The organism is Psychrobacter sp. FDAARGOS_221 (genome assembly GCF_002313155.2).
Lineage (GTDB): Bacteria > Pseudomonadota > Gammaproteobacteria > Pseudomonadales > Moraxellaceae > Psychrobacter.
Map to the genome: position 1 here is coordinate 1481079 of NZ_NWFK02000001.1, position 24492 is coordinate 1505570.

Annotated in this window: 19 protein-coding genes; all 19 read left to right on the forward strand. The window is 38.7% G+C overall.

All coding sequences use genetic code 11. From position 1 onward, the window contains the following. Positions 1–41 precede the first annotated feature (41 nt). The 19 genes from A6J60_RS06160 (at position 42) to A6J60_RS06250 (ending at position 24409) form a co-directional block, all read left to right on the forward strand. Positions 42–2363, forward strand: coding sequence for an ATP-dependent helicase (locus A6J60_RS06160; RefSeq protein WP_193778031.1), 2322 nt, complete (start codon positions 42–44; stop codon positions 2361–2363). A gap of 260 nt (positions 2364–2623) precedes the next feature. Then, on the forward strand, positions 2624–3772 hold the full coding sequence (locus tag A6J60_RS06165; protein ID WP_096065197.1) for a polysaccharide biosynthesis/export family protein: 1149 nt from the start codon (positions 2624–2626) through the stop codon (positions 3770–3772). Positions 3773–3832: 60 nt separating this feature from the next. Next, a complete protein-coding gene (locus A6J60_RS06170; RefSeq protein ID WP_096065198.1) occupies positions 3833–4264 on the forward strand; it encodes a low molecular weight protein-tyrosine-phosphatase in 432 nt (143 codons plus the stop codon). Between the two features lie 79 nt (positions 4265–4343). Further along, positions 4344–6620 carry a polysaccharide biosynthesis tyrosine autokinase gene (locus A6J60_RS06175; protein WP_096065199.1) on the forward strand — a complete coding sequence of 759 codons (2277 nt, stop codon included), beginning with the start codon at positions 4344–4346 and terminating at the stop codon, positions 6618–6620. A gap of 236 nt (positions 6621–6856) precedes the next feature. Continuing rightward, a complete protein-coding gene (locus A6J60_RS06180; RefSeq protein ID WP_096065200.1) occupies positions 6857–8848 on the forward strand; it encodes a polysaccharide biosynthesis protein in 1992 nt (663 codons plus the stop codon). 74 nt (positions 8849–8922) lie between these two features. Continuing rightward, on the forward strand, positions 8923–10215 hold the full coding sequence (tviB, locus tag A6J60_RS06185; protein ID WP_096065201.1) for a Vi polysaccharide biosynthesis UDP-N-acetylglucosamine C-6 dehydrogenase TviB: 1293 nt from the start codon (positions 8923–8925) through the stop codon (positions 10213–10215). Between the two features lie 69 nt (positions 10216–10284). Then, the gene (locus A6J60_RS06190; protein ID WP_096065202.1) at positions 10285–11310 is read left to right on the forward strand and encodes an NAD-dependent epimerase/dehydratase family protein; all 1026 of its coding nucleotides are present in this window, start codon (positions 10285–10287) and stop codon (positions 11308–11310) included. Further along, positions 11307–12569, forward strand: coding sequence for an oligosaccharide flippase family protein (locus tag A6J60_RS06195; protein WP_096065203.1), 1263 nt, complete (start codon positions 11307–11309; stop codon positions 12567–12569). Before A6J60_RS06190 ends, A6J60_RS06195 begins: the two co-directional genes overlap by 4 nt. Before the next feature lie 5 nt (positions 12570–12574). Continuing rightward, the gene (locus A6J60_RS06200) at positions 12575–13519 is read left to right on the forward strand and encodes an ATP-grasp fold amidoligase family protein (RefSeq protein ID WP_096065204.1); all 945 of its coding nucleotides are present in this window, start codon (positions 12575–12577) and stop codon (positions 13517–13519) included. Continuing rightward, positions 13516–14649: a glycosyltransferase family 4 protein gene (locus A6J60_RS06205; protein ID WP_096065205.1), complete on the forward strand. Its 1134-nt coding sequence runs from the start codon at positions 13516–13518 to the stop codon at positions 14647–14649. Before A6J60_RS06200 ends, A6J60_RS06205 begins: the two co-directional genes overlap by 4 nt. A 261-nt stretch (positions 14650–14910) precedes the next feature. Next, the gene (locus A6J60_RS06210; RefSeq protein WP_127891434.1) at positions 14911–15804 is read left to right on the forward strand and encodes an O-antigen ligase family protein; all 894 of its coding nucleotides are present in this window, start codon (positions 14911–14913) and stop codon (positions 15802–15804) included. A gap of 20 nt (positions 15805–15824) precedes the next feature. Then, the gene (locus A6J60_RS06215; RefSeq protein ID WP_096065207.1) at positions 15825–16976 is read left to right on the forward strand and encodes a glycosyltransferase family 4 protein; all 1152 of its coding nucleotides are present in this window, start codon (positions 15825–15827) and stop codon (positions 16974–16976) included. Then, complete coding sequence (locus A6J60_RS06220; protein ID WP_096065208.1) at positions 16969–17577, forward strand: sugar transferase; 609 nt, start codon at positions 16969–16971, stop codon at positions 17575–17577. Before A6J60_RS06215 ends, A6J60_RS06220 begins: the two co-directional genes overlap by 8 nt. After that, positions 17567–18097, forward strand: coding sequence for a GNAT family N-acetyltransferase (locus tag A6J60_RS06225; protein WP_102993960.1), 531 nt, complete (start codon positions 17567–17569; stop codon positions 18095–18097). Before A6J60_RS06220 ends, A6J60_RS06225 begins: the two co-directional genes overlap by 11 nt. Continuing rightward, positions 18087–18986, forward strand: a complete 900-nt coding sequence (locus tag A6J60_RS06230; RefSeq protein WP_096065211.1) for a 1-aminocyclopropane-1-carboxylate deaminase/D-cysteine desulfhydrase — start codon at positions 18087–18089, stop codon at positions 18984–18986. The genes A6J60_RS06225 and A6J60_RS06230 overlap by 11 nt, the downstream gene beginning before the upstream one ends. 28 nt (positions 18987–19014) lie before the next feature. Next, entirely contained in the window at positions 19015–20025 is a 1011-nt protein-coding gene (locus tag A6J60_RS06235; protein WP_096065212.1) for an ATP-grasp domain-containing protein, read from the forward strand. A gap of 48 nt (positions 20026–20073) precedes the next feature. Next, the gene (locus tag A6J60_RS06240; RefSeq protein ID WP_096065213.1) at positions 20074–21279 is read left to right on the forward strand and encodes a DegT/DnrJ/EryC1/StrS family aminotransferase; all 1206 of its coding nucleotides are present in this window, start codon (positions 20074–20076) and stop codon (positions 21277–21279) included. Positions 21280–21339: 60 nt separating this feature from the next. After that, positions 21340–22836: a capsule assembly Wzi family protein gene (locus A6J60_RS06245; RefSeq protein ID WP_096065214.1), complete on the forward strand. Its 1497-nt coding sequence runs from the start codon at positions 21340–21342 to the stop codon at positions 22834–22836. A 229-nt stretch (positions 22837–23065) separates the two neighbouring features. Further along, entirely contained in the window at positions 23066–24409 is a 1344-nt protein-coding gene (locus A6J60_RS06250; RefSeq protein WP_096065215.1) for an APC family permease, read from the forward strand. The last annotated feature ends 83 nt before the right edge of the window (positions 24410–24492 follow it).

The window sequence follows — 24492 nt, forward strand, 5'->3', positions numbered from 1 at the left end:
CCCATACTTGTAATAAACACTGACCACTTGATACGGATGCCATGACTGATACTTTATTAGACCTGACCCCTTATAGCTACCCGCAACTGCATAAGGATGTCAGAACCAAGATTGATCACTTAAGCCAGTCTATTGCAGCACTGGAGGCCAACTTAATCACGCCCCAGTCATTATCTGATCAATCTTCATCTAACCAGCCTTTATCAAATAAGCCGCTATCTAAAAAGTCAGACACAGCTCAATCTTCTACGCCAGACTCATCCGAATCAATCAATAAACTCACTTCTGCCACCGACCCTGAAGTTGACTATCTAACTGAGCTCAATCCAAGCCAATATTTGGCTGCGACCACCATCGAGGGTAAAGTACTAGTGATCGCCGGTGCTGGCTCAGGCAAAACCAAAACCCTGACCTACCGTACCAGTTATCTCATCGAAAAAGGCGCTGCGCCACGTAGTATCTTATTGCTGACCTTTACCCGCAAAGCGGCCAATGAGATTAAAGCGCGAGTCAAAACCTTACTTGGTGACCGTTTAGAAGATGGTCAAAATATCAATGACATCACCAGCGGTACCTTCCATTCTTTTTGTAACATGCTGCTGCGTCGCTATTCTGGGTTACTGGGTATTAATCCAAGATTTAGCATTTTGGATACTGGTGATAGCGAAGATGCGATTGATTTGATTCGTAAAGAAAAAGGTTATACCACCAGTTCGTCCAAAACCAAACCGACCAGCGCACAAAGCAAACAAGCTTTTCCGCGTAAGCAGCGGCTACAAAAGATTATCTCTACCGCGCGCAATCGTCATATCCTAATTCATGACTTAATTGAGTCTGAATATCCGGACTTAATGATACATGCTGATGCCATAGAACAGTTGGCTAAGGATTATCATAAGTATAAGCGAACCCATCATTTATATGACTTTGATGACATCATCTCGCAGGTAGTTAAGCACCTGAAAATCAATCTTCAGTTTCGTAAACTTCTGCAAGATACCTATCGCTACGTGATGGTGGATGAGTATCAAGATACCAATATTCCGCAAAAGCAGCTAATTGATTATATCTGTCAGCCTGAGCAAGTGTCGTTGATGGTGGTCGGTGATGACAACCAAAGTATTTATGCTTTTCGTGGTGCCAGTTATGAAAATATCTTGTTATTCTCAGACAGCTATCCACAGGCTAAGCTGATTAAACTTGAACAGAACTATCGCAGCACGCCAGCCATATTGTCGTACGTCAACGCTCTATCCGATCAAATTACCTTGGGTTATCAAAAAAGACTGTTTTCTGAGCTACCGGTTAATGGGCAAAGACCAGTATTTTGTCGCCGTAGTGATGAGGCTGCTGAGGCCAAATATATCGCGGACACCTTACTCGAGCTAAAGTCGGAGTACGACTACGGTTACAATGATTTTGCGGTATTAGGACGCACTTCGTTTCAGTCTAGCCATATCCAACTTGAGTTTATGAAGCGCGGTATTCCCTTTATCGTGGTGGGTGGCATTAAGTTTTTAGAAAAGCGCCATATCAAAGATGTGTTGGCGTTGGTGAAGATACTACACAACCCCAATGACACCATTGCGTGGCATCGCATCTTAACCTTGTTTAAAGGCATTGGCGAAGTGACCGCTACTAAGCTAACCCAAGCATTCATACAACAAGGCAATTCGCTGCAGCCGCTGCTTGATCCTAAACTGAATAAGAAAAATGAGCATCTCATTGAGCTATATCATGTGCTAACCAAGGCCGAACAGACCGATGCTGTGGCTGAAATGATTGACGCACTGATTGATTTTTATATCCCTGTGTTACAGGCACTTGAGGACAATTGGCGTGAGCGAGCCGAAGATTTTCGGGTATTGAAAAGCTTGGCACAAGAGCACAGCAGCATTGATCGCTTTTTGGAAAGCTTGGCACTTGATCCACCTAATGACTCGGTCGCTGCCTTTGACCCCTCGGCGCCAGAGGATAAAGATGCAGTAACCATCTCTACCATTCATAGTGCCAAAGGTTTAGAGTGGCCAGTGGTCTTTATCAACGCGCTAATCGATGGCATGATGCCGCACCATCGCTCATTGGATGATTTTGAATCAATAGAAGAAGAGCGCAAGTTGTTCTACGTTGCTTGTAGCCGTGCTAAGACCCATCTGTACTTGACAGCACCCAACTACTTCTCGAGCTTTGCCGGATTTTTTGATAAGATATCACGCTTTATTAGTGAGGTGCCGGCAGACTGTGTTAACTTCGAAGCCACTACTCAAGCTCAGATGCAGCCAAATGGTAATAATAGACACCTCGGCAATAAACACAACAGACTAGAGGATATTGGTTCAAACCAAGACCCTGATTGGTGGTAGTTCTTATCATAACTCTGATCAGAGCGCTCGTTTTTTGTCATAATTCCCTACTATAATCAACGTTATGCTAATATGGTAATGCTTTTTTATAGCACCACATGGTCATATTGAGACAGTTCACTTAATTTAGTGTTAAAATACTAAACACAATGCTCTGCAATAGCATGAATGCTGTTCGTTAGCAACTCCATCTTAGCAATACCCCAAGGTAGCGCATCACCAGCCATACAACAGTAAAGTAACAAGGTAGACAATTTCACATGAATGTTTTACGCCGCCCTAAATCCTTATTAGCCAGCACCACTCTAGCAGTAATGATCGGGTTAACATCCGGTTGTGCCACTATCAATCCTGGCTTACAATCTGGTGAACTACCACCTCAAGGCACCTTTATTGCTGATAACGGTATGCAGTTTAATATACAGCCATTAAGCTTGGCTAATTTACCAGCATCGAATGCGTATAGTGCAGCCAATAATAACCATCCCTCACTGGGACAAAAAAATGCACGTGTGCGTGAGCTGTTACGCTCAACCCGCGGTGGTGAGTATCGTATCAGTAGCAGCGATATCTTAAGTATTAACTTAATTGGTTATCCAGAGATTACACCATCCAGTAGTAGTAACAATAATGCCAATGCATCTAACCCTTTTGCTGCAGGCTATCCAGTAGATCAGCAAGGTTACATACAGTTCCCACTCATAGGTCGAATTAAAGCCAGTGGACTAACAGTAAATCAATTTACAAACTCGCTGCGCAGCAAGTTACAACGTTATCTAAAATATCCTGATCCACAGGTTAAAATTGTTAACTACCGCGGCAATAAATTTTTTATTGATGGCGAAGTTCGTCAACCTGGTGAGTTTACCATCGATGATGCGCCTGCCACTCTTTATAGTGCCATCTCATTAGCTGGTGGGGTAACTGCAGTTGGAGATTCAAATAACGTTACGCTTATTCGCGATGGGCAGCAATACCTACTTGGATTGCGTGACTTACAAGCAATGGGGATTCCAGCCAACCAAATTTATTTACAAGATGGGGATGCTATCCATGTTAATAATCGAAGTCGCAATCGTGTTTATGTGCTAGGTGAGTTTGGTAGTATTAAGCCAGTAGAAATACCCGATCAGGGGCTTAGCCTAGCCCAAGTATTAGGTGAGGTACAAGGACTAGATGCCCGTACTGCCGACGCAGCGAAGCTTTTTGTTGTGCGTGACCACGGTCAAACTTCTTATACTGATATTTACCATGCTAATCTACAGTCGGTTACTAACTTAGCATTGGCTAACCGTTTTGAAATGCAACCGAATGATATTATCTATGTAGATCCTACTGGATTAACACGTTGGTCAAGATTTATCGGGTCGGTATTACCTTCTGCATATGCATTAGATAGGCTGAGATAATTATCTTGTTTATACTTACAACGTCTAAATAGTAATCAACCAAGGTTTTGAGTTTACGTTATGGCATTTGACAATATTTTAGTGGTTTGTATCGGCAATATTTGCCGCAGTCCAATGGCAGAAGCTCTTTTAAAACAGCGCTTCCCAAATAAGCACATTGACTCAGCCGGTATCGGTGCCCTAGTCGGTCATCCTGCCGACCCTGCATCTATTAAAATTATGCAAGATATTGATATCGACATCACTAATCATGTTGCAAAACAAATGGATGAAGCGTTGGCTCATAAAGCCGATCTGATCTTTACCATGTCTGATGGCCAAAATAGGTGGATAGAAGAGCGTTGGCCATTTTGTCGCGGTAAAACGTTTAAGCTTGGTCACTGGCAAGGTAATGATATCGCTGATCCTTATAAAAATGAAATGAGCGCCTTTCAACAAGCCTACCAAGATATTGTGCGTGGTATTGAACAGTGGCAGGATAAGCTGGACTAGCTAAAGCCAAACGAACACTCTATATTAATACTTGTTAATTGATACCTAATACTTAACGATTGAACGATAGCGAAACTTTATGAGCAAATCCGTGCCAAATACTGTTGCAACCGACACCACTCAACATGACGATGAGATCGATCTGATTGCCCTATTAATGACATTACTACGTGGATGGAAAACCATTGTTGCTTGTGCTTCTCTTGGCCTTATCTTAGGTGTCACCTATAGCCGTTATGCACAGCCCACTTATCAGACAGATGCCCTGATTCAAATCGATCAAAAATCTCAAGGCATTGCTGCGCTTGGAGCTAATATTTCTGAGTTGGTCGGGGCGGAGGCCAGTCCTGCCGAGACCGAGCGAGAGCTAATCAAGTCACGTATGGTACTTGAACCTGTAGTAAAACAGTTACACTTAGATATTCGTGTTAGTGATGCTGAAATTAATGCTTTTGATCGTATTGCTCAAGCCGGGATACCTAGCCAAAGCAGTACGGCTGAAAGTGTAACGCTAAATACTCAATCTGGCATGGTTGAAGTTAAGCAACTTGACATGCCATTTGCTTATCAAAATAAGAACTTTAGTTTAGTCAAGACTGAGTCTGGGTTCAAATTAAGCCATGAAGATAAAGTTAAAGGTAATATTATTATTTCTGGTAAGCTTGGTGAGTCTGTTAACTTTAGCACCCCTGAGGGCGACATCTCAATTGAAGTGGCCTCACTACCTGCAGCAGGTCATGCAATTAACATCCGCAAACTATCAACACCAAGAGCTATTGATAGCTTAAACAGCGCTTTATCTGTTACAGAACGTGGCAAACAGACAGGAATTGTACAGCTGACGATGACTGGCTCCAATCAAACTCAAGTAAGCCGCGTACTTAGTGAAGTAGTGCAGTCTTATGTCGATCAAAACCTATCACGTGGCTCTGAGCAAACGACAACAACTATTAAATTTATGGAGTCTCAGATTCCACAGTTAAAGGAAAAGCTTGAGCAGTCTGAAGAAGCATTTAACAAGTTTCGTGAACAATATGGCACTATTGACGTTACAAAAGAGGCTGAAATTCTACTAACTGAAAGCTCTAAACTTGAACAGCAATTAAGTGAATTAAACCTCAAAAAAGCTGAACTATTGACCTTTTATACCAATGAGCATCCATTGGTTTTACAAATTAATGAACAGTTAAATATACTCAACGAACGACGTACAGAAATTAAAGAAACCATTGAAAGAATGCCTGAAGTTCAGCGCGAGTTTTTACAACTGTCTCAAGACAGTGAGATTAACCGTGAAATCTACTTGACCATGCTCAAAAACTATGAGCAACTAAAAATTGCACATGCTGGAGAGATTGGCTATGTGCGTGTGGTAGATACACCAATTAATACCTATCAACCCATTGCACCCAAAAAATTACAAATTTGGGTATTGTCTCTACTGTTGGGTACCATGCTAGGCACACTGCTTGTATTTATTAAAAGCTTATTGCGTAACACAGTTAAAGACCCCGAACGTTTGGAGCAAAAAACTGGGGTTCCGGTATTGGCGACCATTCCTCGCTCAAAGACAGCGCTTAGCTTAACCAAAAACAATAATAAAAACCGTCGCCTATTAGCCATGGTAGACCATGATGGTTTAAGCTATGAAGGTATTAAAAGTTTACGTACCTCACTGATGTTTGCTATGCCAAAACAAAGCAAAGTGGCAAGCTTGTTTGCAGATAGTACATTGGTAAATGAAACGACTCAACAAGCCAACAAACAAGGCAAGGTTATTATTATTTCAGGTGAGTCGCCAGGTATCGGTAAGTCGTTTATCTCTTCTAATTTAGCCGAGACCTTCTCGCAGTTAAATAAAAAGGTGTTGATTATTGATGGTGACATGCGTCGTGGCGAGTTACACCATATCTTCACCGTTCCACAAACCAATGGCTTAGGTGACTATCTAACAGATAAGGATGCAACACTGGCTAACTTTATCCATCCAACTAGCTTTGAGTTTATTGACTTTATGCCACGCGGTAAGCACCCAAGCAATCCAGCATCGTTATTATCTACCGATAAATTTGCACAAATGCTGTCACAGTTAGTCGCTATTTATGACTACGTGCTTATCGATACGCCTCCAGTATTGGCCGTATCTGATGCTATTGTTACTGCTCAGTATGCAGACAAAGTGCTTATGGTCACTCGCTATAACCATTCGGTTGAAGGCCAATTGAGTTATGCCATTAGACAAATGCATAAGGCACATATCGAAGTGGATGGTATCGTATTAAACGATGTGGTACAAAGCATTACGAGTAAATACAGTTATCACTATAGCTACGCCTATAGCAATACGAAAGATTAATGATACTCAATTTATCTACTTTTAGAACAAGTCGCTGACTTTATACTCAGCGACTGCTATTTTAGCTTAAATAATCTATAATAGTCATTAATAGGTGAATACCACTATTGAACTATAAAGTATGACTTGCCTATTCAACGAACCACCCTCACACAGTCACTTCTATCGATGTACTATGGATATCTGTGGCTCCTCTTTTCATATAGCAATCATGTTAACACAGTAGTAGTTATGCCATGATAGAACCTGATAAAACTAGCCACACCAGTCGTAAAGACTTAACACATAAAACAGCTAATAAGGTAGCTTCTTTATTGCTGGGCTTACCACGGCCTGCGAAGCAAGCTATTTTATTTATTGGCGATTACATAGTGTCAATTTTGTGTTTGTTTTTGGCGCTTTCATTACGCCAAGGCATGTTAGATGTCAATGCCAGTCCAGTGTTGGTTGCCTTTTATGCTCTTATACCTGTCGCTGGGCTGTATGCGATAGGCTTTTATCGCGGTGTGACTCGCATTTTTTTCGATACCGATATGCGACGCGTTCTGTTGTTATTCGTCGTAATTATAATGTTATATGCACTGGTCTTTATACTTGATGGTATTACCAGTATCCCTAGGTCGGTGCCACTGTTATATCTATTTATGCTGTTCATCTGGCTATGGGGTAGTCGTTTATTTTTACGCGATCTCCTATTGCGTTTACAAGGCAAACCTATCTATCAGAACAGCCAGTACCACTCATCACCAAATCAAGTTAGCGATAAAGTAATTATCTATGGTGCTGGTATCTCTGGTACTGCCTTGCTCGATGCCTTACAAGACTCACCTCGCTATGAAGTCGTTGCCTTTGTTGATGATGATACCCGCCTAACAGGTGGTCATATATTGGGAAAAAAGATTTACAAAGCTAACAATATTGAAGCGCTAGTGGATGAACTAGATGTAGTGCAAGTGTTTTTAGCCATGCCCTCAGTCAGTCGTCAACGTCGTCGTGAAATCATTAATGACCTAACTAATTTATCTGTCAAAATTAAAGAGCTACCAAGTTTGCAAGATATCGCCGAAGGCAAAGTGACTGTCAGCACCATGCGCCGAGTTGATATCCTTGACGTACTGGACCGCCAAACTGTCGAGCCTAACGAACAACTGCTAAGACAAAACATTACTGGTAAAAATGTATTGGTCACCGGTGCCGGGGGCTCTATTGGTAGTGAGCTGTGTCGACAAATCATAAAGCACCAACCTAAGTGTCTCGTATTATACGAGTTATCTGAATATGCACTATACGCGATCCATCAAGAACTACTGTCTTGGCAAAAACAGCATCCTGAAAGCCAATCTGTTGAAATTTTTGCGTTATTAGGTAATGTTACTAATGCTGACAGACTATATAAGATATTTAATAAACATAACATCCAAACCGTGTATCATGCAGCGGCTTATAAGCATGTGCCTATTGTCGAATTTAACCCCTTTGAAGGTGCGGTTAACAACGCTAAGGGCACATACCACTGTGTAAAGGCAGCTACAGACTCAGGTGTTGAAACCTTCGTGCTCATATCAACTGATAAGGCAGTTCGCCCTACCAACATCATGGGCGCTTCAAAACGCTTAGCGGAATTAGTATGCCAAGGTTTTAGTAATGAGTTAGCTGCCAAGCAAAACTCTCAGTCCAGTGTTCAATCTATTCGTATTAGTATGGTTCGTTTTGGTAATGTACTTGGATCTTCAGGATCAGTAGTTCCTCTATTCACCAAGCAAATTGCTCAAGGCGGTCCTATTACAGTTACTCATCCAGAAGTCACTCGTTACTTTATGACCATTCCTGAGGCTGCAAACTTAGTCATTCAAGCCGGTGCGATGGCGCAAGGCGGTGAAGTATTCGTGCTAGATATGGGCAATCCTGTTAAAATAGTCGATTTAGCGCGACGAATGATTCACTTAAGTGGCTATCAGATAAAAGATGAGCAACACCCTGAGGGTGATATAGAGATTGTATTTAGTGGATTACGCCCTGGAGAAAAGCTTTATGAAGAGCTGATTATCGGTGATGATAATATTGAATCCACTCAGCATCCATTGATCATGCAGGCGCGTGAGCACAGTTTTTCATTGACAGAGATAGAAACCACACTTGAAGAGTTGAATATTCGATCCCAGCAGCATGATGTGGCATGGCTAAAACAGCAGTTTAAAAAGTATGTAGAAGGATATCAGCCCAACTAAATCAGTTTAAATACCCTCTTTAGAAACTTAAGTGGGCTTAATCAAAAATAATAAATCACATTTAAAGGTGCTTCATGTTAAATTTGAATGATAATAATCTTAAGATTGCCGTCATTGGCCTTGGTTACGTTGGTCTACCACTTGCTGTTGAATTCGGTAAGCAACGACCCGTTATCGGTTTTGATATCAATCAAACTCGTATAGACGAGCTTAATTCTGGTACGGATCATACGTTAGAAGTTAGTGATTCAGAGCTTGCTAGTGCTACTCACTTAAGCTTTAGCTCTAACATTAATGATTTGGCTGAATGCAATTTTTACATCGTAACCGTACCTACCCCTATTGATGAATACAAACAGCCCGACTTAACGCCTTTAGTGAAAGCTTCTGCTGCTATCGGTAGCGTACTCAAGACAGGCGATATTGTGGTTTATGAGTCTACCGTCTACCCTGGCGCCACTGAAGAAGTCTGCATCCCTGAATTGGAACGTAGCTCTGGTTTAGTGTTTAATAAAGACTTCTTTGCTGGTTATAGCCCAGAACGTATTAATCCCGGCGATAAAGAACATAGAGTGACCAATATTCTGAAAGTAACAGCGGGTTCTACACCACAAGTTGCTGATTTTGTCGATGAGGTTTATAACTTAATTATAACCGCTGGCACTCATAAAGCACCTTCTATCAAAGTAGCTGAAGCGGCTAAAGTTATTGAAAATACACAGCGTGATGTCAACATAGCCCTGATCAATGAGCTAGCGGTTATCTTCAATAAAATGAACATTGATACTGAGGCAGTATTAACTGCGGCAGGTACAAAATGGAACTTCTTACCGTTCCGTCCAGGTTTGGTCGGCGGGCATTGTATCGGTGTTGATCCTTACTACCTCACTCATAAGGCTCAAGCCATTGGTTACAATCCAGAAATCATCTTGGCAGGTCGTCGCTTGAATGACAGCATGGGTGAATATGTCGTGACTCAGTTAGTAAAAACTATGATTAAAAAGCGTATTCAAGTTGAAGGTGCAAAAGTTCTCATCCTAGGTTTAAGTTTCAAAGAAAACTGCCCTGATGTGCGTAATACCAAAGTGATTGATATCGTCCATGAGCTAAAAGAATACAACATAGATGTTGATGTATACGATCCTTGGGTAGATGCTGATGAGGCTCAACAAGAATATGGTATAAGCCCTATTAATGAAATTGCTCATTTAGAGAGTAATTGCTACGACGGTATTATCTTAGCTGTAGCACATAATCAGTTTGTAGAAATGGGTGTGGAACAAATTAGAGCGCTAGGTAAATCTAATCACGTCCTATACGATTTAAAATATCTATTTGATAGTAAGCTGAGCGATATTCGCTTGTAATACAGCTTTGTTTATAAAGCAAACTCTCAATACTAGATGAACTAAATTTAAAAAAAAGAGTAAATTACTATGACCCAATACCAGAAGATTCAACAAGATTTAGTAGCTGCACCTAAAACCTGGCTTATTACAGGGGTGGCAGGCTTTATTGGCTCGAACCTACTTGAGACTTTATTAAAGCTAAATCAAACGGTAGTGGGTCTGGATAACTTTGCTACTGGCTATCAAAAAAACCTAGATGAAGTTCAAAGCTTAGTATCTAACGAGCAGTGGCAGCGCTTTAGCTTCATTGAAGGTGATATTCGTAACTTTGCAGACTGCCAAAAAGCATGCTCTGGCGTAGACTATGTACTACATCAAGCCGCACTTGGCTCAGTTCCTCGCTCACTAGCTGACCCTATCACCACCAATGAAGTTAACATCTCAGGCTTTTTAAACATGTTAACCGCTGCTCGTGATGCAGAGGTGAAGAGCTTTACCTATGCTGCCAGCAGCTCAACTTATGGCGATCACCCTGGCCTACCCAAGGTAGAGGATAAAATTGGTAAGCCATTATCTCCTTATGCGGTAACTAAATATGTGAATGAGCTGTATGCCGATGTATTCGCTCGTTCATATGGCTTCAAGAGTGTTGGCTTACGCTACTTCAACGTCTTTGGTCGTCGTCAGGATCCAGATGGCGCTTATGCAGCGGTAATCCCTAAGTGGACAGCTGCCATGATTAAAAATGATACGGTATTTATCAATGGCGACGGTGAGACCAGTCGTGACTTCTGCTATATCGAAAATACAGTGCAAGCTAATATCTTAGCGGCGACAACTCAAAATAAAGAGGCTACCAACCAAGTTTATAATGTGGCTGTTGGTGATCGTACGACACTTAATGAGCTATTTAGCGCCATTAAATCCGCGTTAGCAGACAACGGTGTAACGTATGAACAGGAGCCAACTTATCGTGACTTTAGACCCGGTGATGTACGTCATAGCCAAGCTGATGTCAGTAAGGCTAATAGCCTATTAGGTTATGAGCCAAAGTTTAATATTTCTCAAGGTATTGATGAGGCCATGGCTTGGTATGTGGAATCGCTTAAATGATAAGGCGTTTATTAAATTATTTAAAAAACCCAGCTAATAATAAAATTATAGAAAACATTTTCTCTTTAGGCGGACTGAAAGCCGCCACAATGCTTTTACCACTAATTATTATTCCTCATCTTATTAGAAGCATTGGGATGGAATTAGTTGGCTTATTGGCTGTTGTTAGTTCAATTAGTGCTTACTTGCGAACACTGATAGATTATGGCTTTGTATATACTGGTACAAGAGAAGTTTCTCGTAACAACCTTAATAAAGAAAAAAATACCTATTCATTTTATATAATCACCTACTGCAAGATTATTTTAATATTAATTTCGTTTTTTATAATCCTATGTCTTAGCTTATTTATTAACTTTATTCACGACAATTTAATTCTATTGATTATAAGTTTAGCTAATGTTTCTATAGCATCCTTATCTCCAGCATGGTTTTTTCAGGGTGTTGAAGATATGAAGAAAATTGCTGGCGGTGAGGTGGCTGGTAAGATCTTTTCTTTTTTTCTAATAATATTTCTTGTAAAAGATGAGAAAGACATTCTATTTGTACCAGGGTTTTATTTACTAGGCCAACTGATGAGCTTAGCTGTCTATTTTATCTTCTTAAAGAAATATATATTTCTTACTCATCTACCAACTTTTAATGTTCATGACGTTAAGTCTAAGCTTATAGATGGCTGGAGTATGTTTATTAATATCCTACTACCAAACTTTTATAATAACTACTCATATCTAGCTGTCGGATACTTTTCAAATTTATCAGCTGTGGCTGCGTACGATATTATCCGAAAAATTATGAATATCTCGGAACAAGCAATGGGGATTTTATCTAAGGTATATTACCCTTCTCTTGCTAGCAACTTTAAAAGGTTCTCTACGTTTTTACGAGTTATCTTTGTAGCTGCTGCTCTATTAACTATATTACAATTGGTATTGAGCGTTATTGGAACTTATTTACTTAAAGACTCAAGTATAGTTATTGATCCTAAATTATTATACCTACAAGCTATAGCGCCGTTAATCTTTGCTGCTAATCTTGCATATGGTATAAACAGCTTAGGAGTGAATAATAAAGACCGTCAGTTAAGAAATATAACCTTAGCAACGTCCTTTATAGGCTTTATATTAGTTAGTTTATTAACTTATTATTTCGCTGCATTTGGAGCACTATCTGGTGTTTTACTAACTATGCTTATAAGAGCGATTATTTGCTATAAAACATCAAAAAGCTTAAATCTATACGCATATATTAGGAACTAAAAATTATGTACCACCTACTTAAAAAAAGAGCACGGCAGCTGACTCATAAGTCGGAATTACTAAAATCACTTTATGCGCAATTAAATACAGCTAAAACAAGCTTATTAAAACCACTTAATGATGATATTGTTGCTAAAATTAATTATAAAGAAAATACTGGCAAGACTTTAAACCTAGATAACCCTGTATACTTTAATGAAAAGCTCTGGTGGTTAAAAATAAACTATCGCAACCCCCTAATGACCCAGTGTAGTGATAAGGTTAAAGTTAGAGACTACATAAAAGAGATAGGCCTTGAGCACATACTAACTGACATCCAAGGCGTCTATGACTCAGCTGAGGACGTACCTTTCGAAAACTTGAAAGGTAAATACTTTATCAAATGTAATCATGTTTCAGGCACTAATGCTATTTATGACTCTGAATACCCTGAACAATTTGATAAACAAAAATTTATAACAGAGTTTAATAGAGCTCTAAATAACAACTACTACTACCAGTCTCGAGAATGGAACTACAAAAACATTAAACCAAAAATTTTAGTAGAAAAATTTATAGAAACTGAAAGCAAGCTGCTTGACTATAAGATATTCTGTTTTCATGGAAAAGCAAAATTAATATTTGTTGATATGGATGTTGCGTCAGAAGATGGAAGTCATAACCCCAACGCTAAAAGAAATATTTATGATAGAGAATTTAATCTGCAAGACTTTACAGTCCATTTACCAAACTTTGATACTGACTTGGCCAAAAAGCCTGAAAATCTCGAGCAAATGCTGCAAATAGCTGAAAAAATAGCAGAGCCTTTTATATTTTGTCGAGTCGACTTGTATAATAATAATGGTGAAATAAAGTTCGGAGAAATAACTTTTTATACTGGTGGTGCCACAAAACAATTTAGTTCTGAAGAAGCCGACTTAATGGTCTCAAGTTGGTTGAATATCTCATGATAAAAGTAGTTCATATTATCATTGGCCTAAATGTAGGTGGTGCTGAGCTAATGCTAAAGCGCTTAGTAACTCATAGTAGTCAACAATCTAATGAGTTTAAGCATATTATTATTTCCCTAACAGACTTAGGTATTATCGGTAAGCAGCTACAGCATGAAGGTATCGCTATTCATTATCTTGGTATGAGTTCATTAAAGTCACTACCTAAAACTATCTATCAGTTACAGAACCTACTCAAAAAGATGAAACCTGATGTCGTTCAAACATGGATGTATCATGCTGACTTTTTAGGGGGATTAGCGGCTAAAAGTATAGGGATAAAAAATATTATTTGGGGTATTCGTACTACAGATGTCTCCCAAGGTGCGTCTAAGCTGACTGTATACCTTAGTAAGCTATGTGCAAAATTATCTTACATAATACCTAATACTATTGTATGTGCTGCGCATGTATCTAAAGACTACCATATTAGTATTGGATATGATAAAAGCAAGATGACTGTTATACCTAATGGATTTGATCTAAAAGCCCTTTCCACCACTACAGAAGCAGGACTTGAGATAAGACGACAAAACAATCTCAAAGAAACAGATGTTGTGATTGGTTCAATCGGAAGATTTAATCCTGTTAAAAACCAGAAACTGTTTATAGAGACAGCTGCTGAGTTGGTTAAAGAAAAACCAAACCTTAAGTTCATTATGGTAGGCAGAGACAATACAATACATAATAAAGAATTAATGTCTTGGATTAAGTCTTATGATTTAGAAGAAAACTTTAGATTATTAGGGCAACGTTCCGATATTCCTCAATGCCTTAAAGCAATGAATATCTTCTGTTTACACTCTAAGACAGAAGGTTTTCCTAATGTTATTGGAGAGGCAGTTCTTACAGAGACCCCTTGTGCCAGTGTTAATGTGGGTGATGTAACTGTTCTACTTGATAAAGAGTCTATTACTAAAAGTAATGACAAGTATGAACTAATTCGTATCATCAATAGTCATTTAACTACTCCAAAAAACATTTTAGAAGAAAAGGTAAAACTAAATAAAGAACAGGTCGAAAAAAACTATTCAATTGAAAACATTATAGAAAAATATCATGATTTATATTTAACAGGTAGAACTACTTAAATAATGAAAATAATGAGCACAAGAAACATCAATATTTTTGGCTTTAACTCTTTTGTTATAAGCTCAATATTTATCATTTTCATCGTAAGCTTTCCTAGCTTAAGTATTTTAAGAGTTCCTTTATTAATAGCTCACTTTTGTTTTTTTTATTTTTTCAATCTATTTAGATTCAAAAAGGTGTTTTTTAATACTAACGTCTTTTTTATCTTTCTTTTAATATTATATATTGTTATTCAAAACTTGATTCTACAAGATGACTTTTTGTCAATCATACAAGCTATAGTAGTTACTTTCTTTTTGTTTATTGCTTCACAAATTTCACTTTCTGAGAGGCAGTACTATCTAAAACAAAATAGGCATGTATTTTTAGCGAAAATACTTTTATTTATTTTACCTTTTTTCTTGATTAGTTTTACTCAATGGAGTGACTTTAGAAAACCTGGCTTATTTATGAACCCTAATATTACAAGCCAGCTATCAGTCATGTTACTACCTTTTGTAATATTAGGATTAAATAAAAAAAGCCTTAAAGCTGCTGGTATCTTCATAGTATTTCTTATAGCTGTCATAACAGCCTCAAGAAGTACGCTAATGGCTTTGATACTCAGTGTTATTATTTATATAACTGTTGCTAAATTTCCAAAATTAAAGTTCCCAAGTTTATTATTAATACTTAGCACTACCACAGTAATATCAATATATGCTGTTGATATATCCATCTGGGTTTTTAATACTTTTTCAAGCATCCTAAATCAGTCCAGTTCTCGATTATTATATTTAGGTTATAATGGTAGAGATGTATTATTAGATCTAGCAATCGAAAGATTCAAAACTCAACCTTATTTTGGTCTAGGTTTTGGTGGAGCGAAATTTGATTTTGATGGGCACGTCTTAGGAACACATAACGGGTTAATAGAAATATTAATTAAATTTGGAACTATTGGTGCTATTATTTTTACAATCTTTATTATTAGATTAATATCGATAGTTTCTAAGCATGATCCAAAATTTAAAGCCGTATCAATGATGTCTTTGACCGCTATACTTTCTCTTTCTACAAATAGCTCTACCTTTTTCGTCTTAAATTACCTATTCATATATTCTATACTGCTGGTTTATTTAGGTTTACCTAAGAAAACTTCTACTAACATTTAATATTACAAATAGACTGCTCTATGAAATTCCTTATAATAGCTAGTTCTCCTTCTTCTATACTAAACTTTAGAGGAAAGTTACTTGAAGCAATTAGTAATGCTGACATAGAAGTACATATCGCTGCTCCTGACTTTAGTAATAACTCTGACGAACTTACCAAGCTCAATAATCTTGGTTATATTGTGCATAATGTACCCCTACAACGTACAGGTACAAACCCGCTATCAGATATAAATACTCTTAAATCTCTATATCTAATTATAAGAGATATCAAACCACAATATGTACTCAGCTATACAATCAAACCAGTTATATATGGAACCCTTGCAGCCTGGCTAAATCGAGTACCAAATCGTTTTGCTCTGATAACTGGACTCGGATACACATTCCAAAGTGTAGAGGAAACTGGAAAAAGATCGAAATTTCAAAAAATCATACATGAAATGTATAGTCAAGCTTTAGCTAAAGCACATCACGTTTTCTTCCAAAACCCTGATGACTTAAATCTGTTTAGAGAATTAAATCTAATTAAGGAAAATAAGCCTACTACTGTTGTTAATGGCTCTGGTATAGACTTAGAAAAATTTGAAGCTACCCCTTTACCTGCGATAAACTCTGATAATAGAATCACCTTTCTCCTAATCGCTAGACTATTGGCTGATAAAGGGGTTCGAGAATATGTTGAGGCAGCAAAAAAAATCAAAGCTAAATATCCCTTTATTAAATTTAATTTGGTAGGTCCTATTGATAGTAACCCTAGCGCTATAGCTAAAGAAGAACTAGACGGATGGGTCAAACTCGGAAACATTAACTATTTAGGTAAGTTGAATGACGTTAGACCCGCTATAGCAGAAAGCTCCGTATTCGTTCTGCCTTCCTACAGAGAAGGAACACCTCGAACAGTCCTTGAGTCTATGGCAATGGGACGCCCTATTATTACTACGGATGCACCAGGCTGTAGAGAAACTGTTATCGACGGAATGAACGGTTTTCTAGTCTCTGTAAAATCTGTTAATGATCTTGTTGATGCAATGGAGAGGTTTATACATGATCCTAGTCTTATTGAGACAATGGGAGCTGCCTCTCGAAAACTTGCAGAAGAAAAGTTTGATGTTAATAAAGTTAATAAAGTTATGCTAGATAAAATGGGAGTTAACAAACCAAATGATTAAAAGAATTTTTGATATAACAGCCAGTGGAGCGGCACTAGTAGCCCTATCTCCTGTATTGGCTGTAACTGCTTATAAAGTAAAAAAGAACTTAGGCTCTCCAGTCCTATTTAAACAGACCAGACCAGGTCTTAATGGTGAACCATTTGAGATGCTGAAGTTTAGATCGATGACTGATGCAACGGATTCAGAAGGTAACCTATTGCCAGATAGCGAAAGGTTGACTGACTTTGGTCGATTCCTAAGAAAGTCTAGCCTTGATGAATTGCCTGAACTTTGGAATATTTTCAAAGGCGATATGAGTATAGTTGGTCCAAGGCCTCTTCTCATGCGATACATCCCCTACTATACCGAGGCAGAACAAAAGCGACATAATGTACGACCCGGCCTTACTGGATTAGCACAGGTCAGTGGTAGGAATATGCTAAATTGGGATGATCGTCTGGCATTAGATACATACTATGCTGAAAATCAATCATTATTATTAGATGCAAAAATCATATTAAAGACCATATTAGTAGTCCTTAATAAAAAAGACATCGCTGAAGTGCCAGGTGATATTTTCCCACCTTTAGATATATATAGGAAACAAAATGCGAGTTAAGAACTTCTCCGCTGAGGATATAAAAACCCGAGTATCTTGGATAAACAACTCGAATATTAATACTTCAATGTATTTTGATTTACCCGCTACTATAGAACAAACCCAAAAATGGCACGAGTCTAATAAGACTAAAACTAATAGGCAAGATTTTACTTTTTTTAAAGGTAATGAAATTGTAGCCATGGGGGGACTAGTATCTATAGATAAACAGGCAAGTCATGCAGAACTTTATATCATGGTAAATCCTAACTTACATGGTCAGGGATGGGGAAAGAAATCAACCAAATGGCTTTTGTTTTATGGGTTTGAGTATTTAGAATTAAATAAAGTATACTTGTTCACTGATGGTGCAAATGTTAGTGGCTACCGCCTATATGAATCTATAGGTATGGTTTATGAAGGAACTATGCGTCAACATAAGTTAAAAAATGGAGAGCTAAAGGATAGAAGAATCTATTCTATATTAAGCGAGGAATGGGAACTCTTAAATTACGAAGAAGACTTTAAATATGAAAATTAATTTAATAGAACCCTTAAACTATCAACAAAACAACATATTTGTACTACGTGATGACCTATACCCTTTTTTAGGAGGCGGTAATAAGGGTAGAAAAATTGCTACTATTGCAGAAGACATAAAGTCTAAAGGCTCGACAGCAATTGTTACCACCGGCGGTATTAATTCTAACCATTGTAGAGTTACAGCTGTTTATGCTGCTCAGCACAATATACAGTGCACACTAGTACTGCATGGTTGTAAAGAGACATTTTTTAAACAGCAAGGTAACTCTCAAATAATGCGCGATACCAATGCAAAATTGATTTTCGTAGATGAACCAACTGAGATATCAAGTGCCATGGATAGTGCTATGCAAAGCTACTCTAGTGCAGGAGGTAACCCTTACTATCTATGGGGTGGCGGTCATTCTTTGGTAGGGGCAAAAGCATATATTGATGCAGTTGAAGAGTTAGCTGACTTTCGAGAAAAAACACATTGGTCACCAAAGTATATATTTCTTGCCTCAGGTACAGGGTCTACTCAAGCAGGTATAATGGCCGGTTTAGATAAATATGATTTTAATGATACGTCAGTTATTGGTATCTCCATTGCAAGAACTAAGCAGAATGCTGAAGCTATTATCAGTAAATTCTACAAAGAACTGTGCCTTAAATATAATATTACGCCTCGCCAAAAGACTATAGTTGTTGATGATTATCTTTTTGGAGGATATGAAAAGTTTAATTCTGGAATAGCTGAGCTTTCTAGAAACTCTTTAAAGTATTACGGTTTTATTTTAGATACGACCTATACTGGTAAAGCTTTTTATGGGATGCAGAACTACCTAAACAGTATGGAGGAGGACGTATTGTTTTGGCATACGGGTGGTTTATTAAATTACCTTAAATAAAAACTCTCTACATAAAGAGCAAAATTATATGAACATTTTATTCACATGCGCCGGTCGCAGGAACTACTTAATTAATTATTTTAAAGAAGCTTTAAATGGTAATGGTTCAGTTTATGCTGCAGATATGCAAAGCTCAGCTCCTGCTTTGATTGATGCAGATCATTCAATTATTGTTCCTTCTATCTATGATGCTAATTATATCAACACTCTCGTTGATAATATTAAAAAGCATAATATTGACGCTGTAATATCGCTTAACGATCTCGAATTACCTATATTATCAGAACACCGTACTCTCATAGAGAATGCAGGAGCAAAATTACTCGTTTCTAACGAGTCAGTCATTGATATTAGCTTTGATAAATGGAAAACCTTCCTCTTCTTAAAAGACATAGGCCTTAACTCACCGCTAACATTTACTAACTACCATGACGCCTTAACTGCTATTGAGAATAACACCTTAAAGTTTCCTCTAGTATTAAAGCCAAGATGGGGCAGTGCTTCTATAGGTATAGAGTTTCCTGAAAGCTTAGAAGAGCTGGAGTTAGCATATAAGCTACTGAAACTGCGGCTCGAGAGAACGATCTTAGCTAAAGCCAGCCAAGAAGATATTGAACAAGCTATTCTTATCCAAGAGAAAGTTTCAGGTGATGAGTATGGAATGGATGTTCTAAATGACCTAGATGGCAATTATAAAGGCTCTTTTGTTCGTCAAAAGCTATCTATGCGCTCAGGCGAAACAGACAAAGCAATATCAGTAATTGATCAGCGCTTTAATGAAATAGGAAAAACTATCGGAAGCAAACTAAAGCATATTGGTAATCTAGATTGTGATGTTCTAGAGCGCAATGGTGAACTATATGTCTTAGAACTAAATCCTCGCTTTGGAGGTGGTTATCCTTTTTCACATGAAGCAGGAATGAATACTTGTAGGGCTTATATATCTTGGTTAAAAGAACAAGACACCTTTGATACTGATAATCAATATCAAGCAGATGTGCAGTTTGCAAAATGTGATCGACTATTAAAAATAAAATAGCAAAGCATTACTATATTTTTTGAATAGATAAAAATCAGGCTAAAAACTATGCTAAATACCCCTTTTCAACCTTGGCCTAGCTTTACCAAACAAGAAGCTGATGCCGTTAGTCGTGTATTACTGTCTAATAAAGTCAACTACTGGACGGGCACTGAAGCTCGTGCGTTTGAAAAAGAATTTGCTCAATTTTCAGACAGCAAATACGCCATTGCTGTCAGCAACGGTACAACAGCACTTGATTTGGCGCTACATGCCTTAGACTTACAGCCTGAAGATGAAGTTATCGTTACGCCACGTACTTTTATTGCCAGTATCTCAAGTGTGGTCAACGCTGGTGCTAAGCCTGTATTTGCAGATATTAATGAAGATAGCGGGAACATCTCACCTGAAACTATTGCTGCTGTTATCACAGACAAAACTCGCGCTATCGTCTGTGTACATTTAGCTGGTTGGCCATGTGATATGGATGGCATTATGGCATTGGCTGATAAACATGATCTGTATGTGATTGAAGACTGTGCTCAAGCGCATGGCGCTAAATACAAAGGCCATAGTGTGGGTAGTATCGGTCATATTGGTGCTTGGAGCTTCTGCCAAGATAAAATTATGACCACTGGCGGTGAAGGCGGTATGGTCACTACCAATGATGAGCGATTGTGGCGTAACATGTGGGCTTATAAAGATCATGGAAAGAGCTATAAGGCAGTCTATGAAACTGAACACCCACCTGGCTATCGTTGGTTGCATGAGAACTTTGGTACCAACTGGCGTCTGACTGAAATGCAAGCAGTTATTGGACGTATTCAGCTGACTCGTATGCCAGAATGGACTGCTAAACGTACTGCAAATGCTCAAGCCATACTTAATGCTTGCAAACCTTGGGAAGAAAAAGGCTATCTGAATGTGCCTGTGATGGAACAAATAGCCGGCTTTGAAGACTGTGTACATGCTTATTACAAGCTGTATGTCTACGTCCGTTCAGAAAACTTGCCTGAAGGGTGGTCTCGCGATCGAATCATCAGTGAAGTCAATGCATTAGGCGTCCCCTGCTACTCCGGCTCAGCTTCTGAGGTATATTTAGAAAAGGCGTTTGATAATACTGGATTACGTCCCGAGCCAAGATTACCTATCGCAGAACAGCTGGGCGAAACCAGTTTGATGTTCCTTGTACACCCGACACTATTGGATACTGAAGTTGAGAAGACAACACAAGCGATACAAGAAGTATTTACTAAAATCGACAGTATCCCTTAAAATAGCGGCGCTTAACAATTAAGATCGGACTCTACCCCTTCACTGACTTTAAGGCTTTTCATGAAGACTTATAAACTAATTCATACCACTCCTTTTTCATCTAGACTGTGTCAGCTTAGTTTGGTTGTAAGCCTAGGCTTAGCCAGTAGCCTTGCTAGTGCACAGAATATGCAATTGAATGACATGAGCCTTAAGTCAGAGCTTGACTGGCTACAAGCGCAAGGGGTGATTCAGATCAGCACCAGCACGTGGCCAATGACTGCGAATGAGATCAATCGTGCGCTAGATAATGCCAATGTTCAAACCCAAGCGCAGCAGCAGATCGTACAGTCTATTCGCTACACTTTAGATCAACAACCTAAATCACTGGTCACTACCAAACTGTCGGCTTATGCTCAAAGTGATAGAGAGCAACTACCACAAAGTTTTGCTGATGACAAAATGTCAGATTTCCAAGCCAGTGCTCAAGCAGGGATGAGTGAAGACGAATGGGAGTTTAACTTACAGGTTAATGTCAAAGACGATGACCTCATCGATGATGAAGATATTAGCTTTGAGGGCTCTTATATCGCGGGTAAATATGCCAACCAATGGCTAGTGGCTGGGCAAATTCCGACTTGGTGGGGACCTGGGCATGATGGTAGCTTAATCCGTGGTGATGCTAGCATCCCAGTGATGGGGCTAACCATGCAGCGTGACACGCAGACAGCGCCGAATAACCGATATCTGAGTTGGATTGGTCCATGGCAATACCAACTGTTTGCGGGTCAATTAGATGACTATAAAGCTGTCGATCATACTAAGCTCATCGGGATGCGCTTAACTGCTCAGCCACTAGACTGGTTAGAAGTTGGAGCTTCACGTAGCTTTATGTGGGGTGGTAAAGGACGTCCAGAAAGTGCCAGTTCTTTTTGGGATGCACTTACCGGTGTTAAAGATAATAAGCCAGGCAGCCCATCTAATCAACTGGGAGGCTTCGATGTTAGAGCTAACTTATCATCCCTGATTAGTCAACCTATAGGCATCTACGCCCAATATATAGGTGAAGATGAAGCTGGTGCGATGCCTGCTAAGAATATGTATCTTGGTGGTATTGACTATGCTTCTAGCTTAAATACGACTCAATTAGGCACTGTTCCTTATCAGCTGTATACTGAGTATACTGATACTCGCACCAGTGGTGATGTTCGTGGTATATCTTACAACCACAGCTCTTATACAGATGGGTATTATCAGCATGGCTACCCTCTAGGTTATGCGCTTGGTGGGGATACTCAAAGCGTCGCTGTAGGTGGCAAGCTGTGGCTAGATAATCAAAACTTTATTACCACTAAACTGCAGTACGCTAAAGTAAACCAATCTGGTGAAGTGGGTAGTAATTCATACCGTAATAACAAAGCCTTCCCTGAGTCAGACAAACTAAAAGTGGTTGATGTCGCTTGGGAACACCGTCTAAACCCAAAAACTAAAATCTCAAGTCGTATTTGGGCATCAGACTCTGATATCCACTCGACTGATGTCGGTGGTGGCGTAGGTATTGAATATACTAATTTTTAATTAATTAAACTCTTACGTTTATAAAATAATTAATAGTTACTATAACCACACTACTTATTTTACTGTATAATTATTAAAAGGTGCTTAATAGCACCTTTTTTTATTCTAAATTAGTTGGATTAGCGTTTACATATACTCAGGAGTAGTCTCAACATGTCTATTAAGCAGTTTCTAATCTTAACCATTAACACCCTAAGCCAAATATAACCACATCAAGGAAAATTAACATATGTCAGATATAGGCAAAAAAGAGATATTTACAATAGCATTAGGATCAGTCATTGGTTGGGGCGCATTTATGCTGCCTGGCAATGTATTTTTACCGGATTATGGAGTCAGTAATACTCTAGTCGGTTTTATCATAGCTATCATGATGCTGGTCTTTATCGAAAAAAGTTATACCAAAGTTATGCAAAAAGTCCCGAAAGCTGGTGGCGAATATAGCTTTGCTACCGAATTACTTGGTAGGAAATCGGGCTTTATAACCGGTTGGGGACTACTACTGGCCTATGTCTCCATCATTCCTCTCAATGCAACTGCCGTACCTATGGTTCTGGATGCTGTGTTCCCTGCCTACTCGAAAGGTAGTTTACTCTACACTGTCTCTGACTACCCTGTTTACCTCAATGACATCTTAGTATCTTTAGCTATTATTGGCCTATTTACCTTTTTGAATTTAAAAGGCATAAAAGGCGCGCTACAAGCACAAAACCTATTAGTCTTTGCTTTATTGGGTTCATTACTACTCATTTTAGTAATGGCTTTCTTCAATATTGGCTCAACTCAAGTTGATAACCTGAGCTCTAATATGAGTGAGTTGAATACATCTTCTATTATTAGAATTATTGCCTTTGCTCCTTGGGCGTTTATTGGTTTCGATGCTGTCGCTCAATTATCTGGCGATCATAAAGTCTCCTCAAAGACAGTATCACGTATGACCATGCTAGCCATCATCTTTGGTGCTATCATCTATAATTTATTGAATGTCATTACCGCTCTAGGAGTCAATCACCAACAACTATCCGACTCATCGTGGGCAACTGGCGCATCTGTAAAAGCTTTAGTTGGTAATGGTGTATTTTACTTCTTAGCAATTGCTATGTTTGGTGCTGTGGTATCTGGGTTAAACGGCTTTTTCATCAGCTCTACTCGCTTAATTACTAGCATGAGTGCGGACTATGATATTGGCGGTGTTAAACCAATGAAAAGTGAGAGTGGTACAGTGCATATCCCCAAATGGATCATGTACTTCATTGCAGTCTGTGCAATGGTAGTACCTTTCTTTGGAAGAACTGCATTATTATGGTTTGTAGACTTGTCATCAGTTGGTGCCTCAATTGCCTACTTTATGACCTGCTTATGCGCCTATAAAATTGCCGAAAAAACTTCTGACTTTATAATTAGTGGCATAGGTATGCTAGTTTCATTGGCCTTCTTAGTCTTTTTATTAACCCCTATTTTCGATTCAAATATCTCTATGCCTTCATATTTCAGCCTTCTGTTCTGGATTGCTCTTGGGACTGTCGTTTATATCTATATTAAGAATAGAAAAGTATCAGTGATCACAGTATAACTTAATGAAATAAAGCTAACTTAAAGCTCGATTTTAATAAAAAAAGCGCTAGATCCTATGATTTAGCGCTTTTTTTACTACTG

Coding starts and splice junctions, on each gene's coding strand:
- A6J60_RS06175 (WP_096065199.1), top strand. CDS start 4,344: ATGAGCAAATCCGTGCCAAATACTGTTGCAACCGACACCACTCAACAT.
- A6J60_RS06235 (WP_096065212.1), top strand. CDS start 19,015: ATGAACATTTTATTCACATGCGCCGGTCGCAGGAACTACTTAATTAAT.
- A6J60_RS06195 (WP_096065203.1), top strand. CDS start 11,307: ATGATAAGGCGTTTATTAAATTATTTAAAAAACCCAGCTAATAATAAA.
- A6J60_RS06180 (WP_096065200.1), top strand. CDS start 6,857: ATGATAGAACCTGATAAAACTAGCCACACCAGTCGTAAAGACTTAACA.
- A6J60_RS06220 (WP_096065208.1), top strand. CDS start 16,969: ATGATTAAAAGAATTTTTGATATAACAGCCAGTGGAGCGGCACTAGTA.
- A6J60_RS06240 (WP_096065213.1), top strand. CDS start 20,074: ATGCTAAATACCCCTTTTCAACCTTGGCCTAGCTTTACCAAACAAGAA.
- A6J60_RS06205 (WP_096065205.1), top strand. CDS start 13,516: ATGATAAAAGTAGTTCATATTATCATTGGCCTAAATGTAGGTGGTGCT.
- A6J60_RS06245 (WP_096065214.1), top strand. CDS start 21,340: ATGAAGACTTATAAACTAATTCATACCACTCCTTTTTCATCTAGACTG.
- A6J60_RS06165 (WP_096065197.1), top strand. CDS start 2,624: ATGAATGTTTTACGCCGCCCTAAATCCTTATTAGCCAGCACCACTCTA.
- A6J60_RS06250 (WP_096065215.1), top strand. CDS start 23,066: ATGTCAGATATAGGCAAAAAAGAGATATTTACAATAGCATTAGGATCA.
- tviB (WP_096065201.1), top strand. CDS start 8,923: ATGTTAAATTTGAATGATAATAATCTTAAGATTGCCGTCATTGGCCTT.
- A6J60_RS06230 (WP_096065211.1), top strand. CDS start 18,087: ATGAAAATTAATTTAATAGAACCCTTAAACTATCAACAAAACAACATA.
- A6J60_RS06160 (WP_193778031.1), top strand. CDS start 42: ATGACTGATACTTTATTAGACCTGACCCCTTATAGCTACCCGCAACTG.
- A6J60_RS06215 (WP_096065207.1), top strand. CDS start 15,825: ATGAAATTCCTTATAATAGCTAGTTCTCCTTCTTCTATACTAAACTTT.
- A6J60_RS06200 (WP_096065204.1), top strand. CDS start 12,575: ATGTACCACCTACTTAAAAAAAGAGCACGGCAGCTGACTCATAAGTCG.
- A6J60_RS06190 (WP_096065202.1), top strand. CDS start 10,285: ATGACCCAATACCAGAAGATTCAACAAGATTTAGTAGCTGCACCTAAA.
- A6J60_RS06225 (WP_102993960.1), top strand. CDS start 17,567: ATGCGAGTTAAGAACTTCTCCGCTGAGGATATAAAAACCCGAGTATCT.
- A6J60_RS06170 (WP_096065198.1), top strand. CDS start 3,833: ATGGCATTTGACAATATTTTAGTGGTTTGTATCGGCAATATTTGCCGC.